We start from the raw sequence: 4,151 nt of genomic DNA on the forward strand, positions 1-4,151 counted from the left end.
CCCTTTTGCCGGAGATAGGACAGGGCTTCGCTGACTGCCTTTAAGTCCTGTGAAGTCCCCCGGTTCTGTCCAGCCCTTGTCCAGTCCTTCCGTTCTTCCTTTCGTATCTCCATATACTTCATCAGCAGATTGGGAAGAAGTGTCGCTTCCTCCGCCGCTTTTTGTGCAAGCAGTTCTTTCCGTTTTTCGCCCAGCTCGGTAATCCAGCCTTTGAGGTTTTGGATAAGCTGCCGGATGGACTTCATCAGGCGGTTGGCGGCTCTGATTTCCCGGTTCAGGTTGCCGATATTCGTCTGGATACCACGCTTTTCCATCTGCCAGACAGCAGCCCCTTCATGGACAGTGGGGATAATATCAAGCCCCTGTCTGGCATAGGAACGCAAGTCCACACGCTCCGGGCGGTCATTGGCTTCCAGATAACGGTTCTGGATGACCTCCCATTCATGCCGCCAGATTTCACAATACTTCTGGTCGTTCCAGTCAACCGTATCCTCCTTGTGGCTTTTCCACCTGCCGGACGGAAGTTTTATCCGTTCTCCGCTTTCATCAAGGTCATAAACCTTGCGGCTCTTGGGAAGCCATTTCCCATGTTCGTCCATTGCCCTCATAGTGAGCAGGACATGGGCGTGGGGATTGTGTCCCGGCGGATGGGGGTCATGGATGGCAAAGTCAACGATCATGCCTTTGGAAACAAACTGCTGCTCACAAAACTCCCGTACAAGGACAGCGTACTGGTCAGGCGGTATCTCTCTGGGAATGGTAAGCACCCACCTCCTTGCAAGCTGGGAGTTCCATTGTTTTTCCACAGCTTCGGCGGCGTTCCATAGGGTATTGCGGTCTGCATACTCCGACGGAGCATTTGCCGGGAGCAGGATTTCATTGTGGACGATACCACGCTTTTCCGGGTAGTGCTTCACTTGCTGGTCGTATTCACAGAACAGCTTTTCGCCACTCTAGTAAGCGGCGGCGGCAACCGCAGACTGTCGCTGGCTGCGCTGCACAATCGTGATTTCGTTGTGTGGACAGGGCATTTCGTGTCCCTCCTTTCGGTAATTGGTGGATGGGGTGGCGTTTTACCACCTCATTTTGGACAGAAAAAAGCAGGAGACCTTTTTCAGATTTCCTGCTCGGTGTGCCGCTGTGTGGGCGGCGGGTATTTAATTGTAAAAGTTCGGGGCAAGTTGACCCGATGTGAAGCTGACAAACTGGAAGTTATCTTTATGCCAAGTTTACTTGTCAATCACAAAATAAGCAATCACCATTACCAAAGAAATGGTCAATCCTATGTAAAACTCGGGGAATGCTAATCGAATGCTATTCTGTAAACTGACTTCACCGGTGACAGTCAATGTATGCCAAGTGAGGAATTTATATATTTCGGAAACCACAATCCCAATCGTGCCTAATGCGCCTAAACCTTTACTAATACCTCGCTTCTTGAAGGGAAACCATACTCCTAAAACAAACAAAATGACAGACACCATTCCAATAGGATTGAGCAGATTTATCAAGCCGGTAATTTCCTGTACACCTTTTAATCCACCATATTGGTTAAATAACATTGGTAATAAACTGATCAGAAACGCTATTGATAGAATCATTTTCTTTTTCATCCATTCACACTCCTTCGCCAAATTTCTGATTTTTTCTTTTAAAAGCTGGAATTTTTCACTTCTTTATCTTAGGAGCAATAAGCAGCACTACTGTCACAAGAAAATATACACCATACAGTAACCAAGTAATTGTATTACTCCAAGGGAAACTCTTTTCTGGATGATTCAATGCAAACATTATAAATACAATAGCTATAATCAACATTGTCAAACCGATAATCCTTGATATACTCTTTTTCATGTAAAGTCCCTCCTTATCAAACTTGAATTTATGCCTTTCTCTTAAGTGATTTAAAAAATAATCCACTCACAATCAACATCAGCACAGCCTGAACATCTGAAGCAATCAACTGTCCTATTGCAGCTACAGGAATAGGTTGCAATGGCCATGGTTCAACAAATGAAGCAAGGCAAGCCCTAAAAACCCAAACCACTGTAAGAAAGAAATAAAAGTAGATTACTTCCCGATTCATTGCCAATGCTCTTTTGCCTAGCATGATAAGCAGCACACTTAATCCAAACAGCAATAATGAAAAGCAGTAATTGGTGTAATCAATCCCTACTATAAGATTCTCATACTGCATTGGAAGATAGTCATACCATTGAAACATCCATGGAACAAAGAAATGCCATAGTCCAACCAAAGCGCTAATTACAACTGTAATAAAATATAAGATGCGTATTCCTTTTTTCAAAACAATTCTCCTACATACTTGAATTTATATATGTCTTTGCAAATATACCATATCTATTAGCTGTACACCGCCCTCATAAATTGTGTGGTCATAATTGTCAGTAAAAAAATTGGGAATCTTGTGAGAACGAACAAATCCACATTTTTCATAAAATGGTATCGTCAATGGACTGTCACCTGTTCCAACTTGCAAAACAGAATATTCATCTGCATATTTACTGGCAAGAAAATCAATTAGTGCTTTGCCATAGCCCTTTCCCTGGTTTTCCGGATCGACTGCGATATTCTTGATTTCAAGTATTCCGTTACCTTCATCGGTGACAACACATTCAGCTTTTACATCATTATCTTCAAGCACATACATAGTTCCTTTTTCAAGATAACGATCAACCATGCTCTCCTGTTCATCAGCTAATAACAATAATGATATAAACTGCTTTTTATTTTTGTTAACTTCTCGAATTTTCATACAACTTGTTACTCCATCAATTGCCATCTAATTTAATTCATCAAACTTGAATTTATTTGGAAGATTTTATTATCCATTCATCAAGAAATTTCATTTGTTCATCCGCATGAAACCAATGTTCTCCATTTTTCATAATAGAAAGTGTTGAATTAGTCCTCTGTACAAATTCAAATATCGTTCCATAAGCGGTAAGATTATCTTTTTCACCATACAAAATGTGCGTCGGGATTTCCCATATAATAGGATTTTCTCTTGCATAGCAAAGATAATCCCATGAAAGAGTCTCTCCAAAGGTTGTCTGAATTTCTTTTTTCTCTTTGAGTTCATCCTCTGTAACATTTGCCCAAATCATCATATCAGCAATAAGCCTTTCCATATCTACAACGGGCGAAATAAAATATGCTTTCTCTATTTGCTGATTTGATAAGGCATTGATAGCAAAATACGCTCCAATGCTATTGGCAATTACTTCAACAGTCTTGTAGTTTCTATAAATTGAATTAAAAAGTAATGGAAATTCTTCTTTTGCTTCCCATGGAAACTGTGCAGTATAGTCGAGACCAATCACATCACAATTACTAAAGAGCGGTTTGTAATGAATAGCTTCTTCAGCATTACCACCTTTTCCATGTATATAAATAACTGCTTTATCCACAATAGTTATCCTCCACAAATTCAAATTGTTACACTTAAAAAAGCGGAATTTCACCATCATAGTTTTCTGCTTTTTCCAATAGCGGTCCTTTAGCTCCCATCGTAAACGCGATGTCGCTACTGCGGATAGAGAGCAGCTCCATTCCGGGTCTCACCTTCAAAAAATCCATCATTTTCTTCGTAAGAAGAATTTGCCCCTCCTGTGAAATCTCTACCCAGCAGTAGGAACGCCCCTTGTATTTGATAAATTCGCCAGAATCTGCTGAGTAGTCAAGCAACGGTGGAGTATCGTCCAAAATGTGACCAAGTTTTGACGGATGCAAAAGGCCTTTCCGGGTGACGCAGAAGCCACCGGTAATCTTACTTCCGGTAAAAAGATATACTTTTCCTTCATCTGCAATGTGATATTCTTCCATTGCCTGCGGTGGAATCCGCAATGTTCCATCCGTCCGAATGAGTGATTTCCCGAAAATAAATTTTCCTCCCTTATTCATTTGTGGCATAAAAACACCTCCTGAAATTCCGATTTTAATGTCTCTATTATACCATAATGATACTATTATAAAAAAGGAAAAAGAGCTCCTTCGAGCTCTTTTGATTCAGTTCTGCAAACTGAGATTTGACTTGCCTATTTTCTTAAAATCTCATGTGGAGCTTCTATTTCATTTGCCAAGGTATGCTCTGTTAATTCTGACATCAATTTCAATTTTTTATTAATCAA

At 40.8% G+C, this 4,151-nt stretch carries 6 protein-coding genes and 2 pseudogenes; all 8 read right to left on the reverse strand.

What is annotated here, in order from left to right:
- Positions 1-1,031, reverse strand: a pseudogene (gene mobQ, locus WMO75_RS18875) (MobQ family relaxase); the annotation flags it as partial.
- 198 nt (positions 1,032-1,229) lie between these two features.
- Complete coding sequence (locus tag WMO75_RS18880; protein WP_003864124.1) at positions 1,230-1,613, reverse strand: hypothetical protein; 384 nt, start codon at positions 1,611-1,613, stop codon at positions 1,230-1,232.
- A 55-nt stretch (positions 1,614-1,668) separates the two neighbouring features.
- Positions 1,669-1,854 (reverse strand): hypothetical protein, encoded by a 186-nt coding sequence (locus WMO75_RS18885; RefSeq protein ID WP_003864125.1) that lies wholly within the window; start codon positions 1,852-1,854, stop codon positions 1,669-1,671.
- Positions 1,855-1,882: 28 nt separating this feature from the next.
- The gene (locus tag WMO75_RS18890; protein WP_012738663.1) at positions 1,883-2,308 is read right to left on the reverse strand and encodes a hypothetical protein; all 426 of its coding nucleotides are present in this window, start codon (positions 2,306-2,308) and stop codon (positions 1,883-1,885) included.
- 24 nt (positions 2,309-2,332) lie between these two features.
- A complete protein-coding gene (locus tag WMO75_RS18895) occupies positions 2,333-2,803 on the reverse strand; it encodes a GNAT family N-acetyltransferase (RefSeq protein WP_330585624.1) in 471 nt (156 codons plus the stop codon).
- A 25-nt stretch (positions 2,804-2,828) separates the two neighbouring features.
- Positions 2,829-3,431 (reverse strand): alpha/beta hydrolase, encoded by a 603-nt coding sequence (locus WMO75_RS18900; RefSeq protein ID WP_349078750.1) that lies wholly within the window; start codon positions 3,429-3,431, stop codon positions 2,829-2,831.
- 34 nt (positions 3,432-3,465) lie between these two features.
- Positions 3,466-3,933, reverse strand: a complete 468-nt coding sequence (locus tag WMO75_RS18905; protein WP_349078751.1) for a hypothetical protein — start codon at positions 3,931-3,933, stop codon at positions 3,466-3,468.
- Between the two features lie 125 nt (positions 3,934-4,058).
- Positions 4,059-4,151, reverse strand: a pseudogene (locus tag WMO75_RS18910) (LPS biosynthesis protein); the annotation flags it as partial.

Source organism: Blautia intestinihominis, from assembly GCF_040096655.1.
Classification (GTDB): Bacteria; Bacillota; Clostridia; order Lachnospirales; family Lachnospiraceae; genus Blautia_A; species Blautia_A intestinihominis.

What these genes read in the sequence shown, in the direction of transcription:
- WMO75_RS18885 (WP_003864125.1), bottom strand. Translation starts at nt 1,854, where the DNA reads ATGAAAAAGAGTATATCAAGGATTATCGGTTTGACAATGTTGATTATA.
- WMO75_RS18895 (WP_330585624.1), bottom strand. Translation starts at nt 2,803, where the DNA reads ATGGCAATTGATGGAGTAACAAGTTGTATGAAAATTCGAGAAGTTAAC.
- WMO75_RS18880 (WP_003864124.1), bottom strand. Translation starts at nt 1,613, where the DNA reads ATGAAAAAGAAAATGATTCTATCAATAGCGTTTCTGATCAGTTTATTA.
- WMO75_RS18905 (WP_349078751.1), bottom strand. Translation starts at nt 3,933, where the DNA reads ATGCCACAAATGAATAAGGGAGGAAAATTTATTTTCGGGAAATCACTC.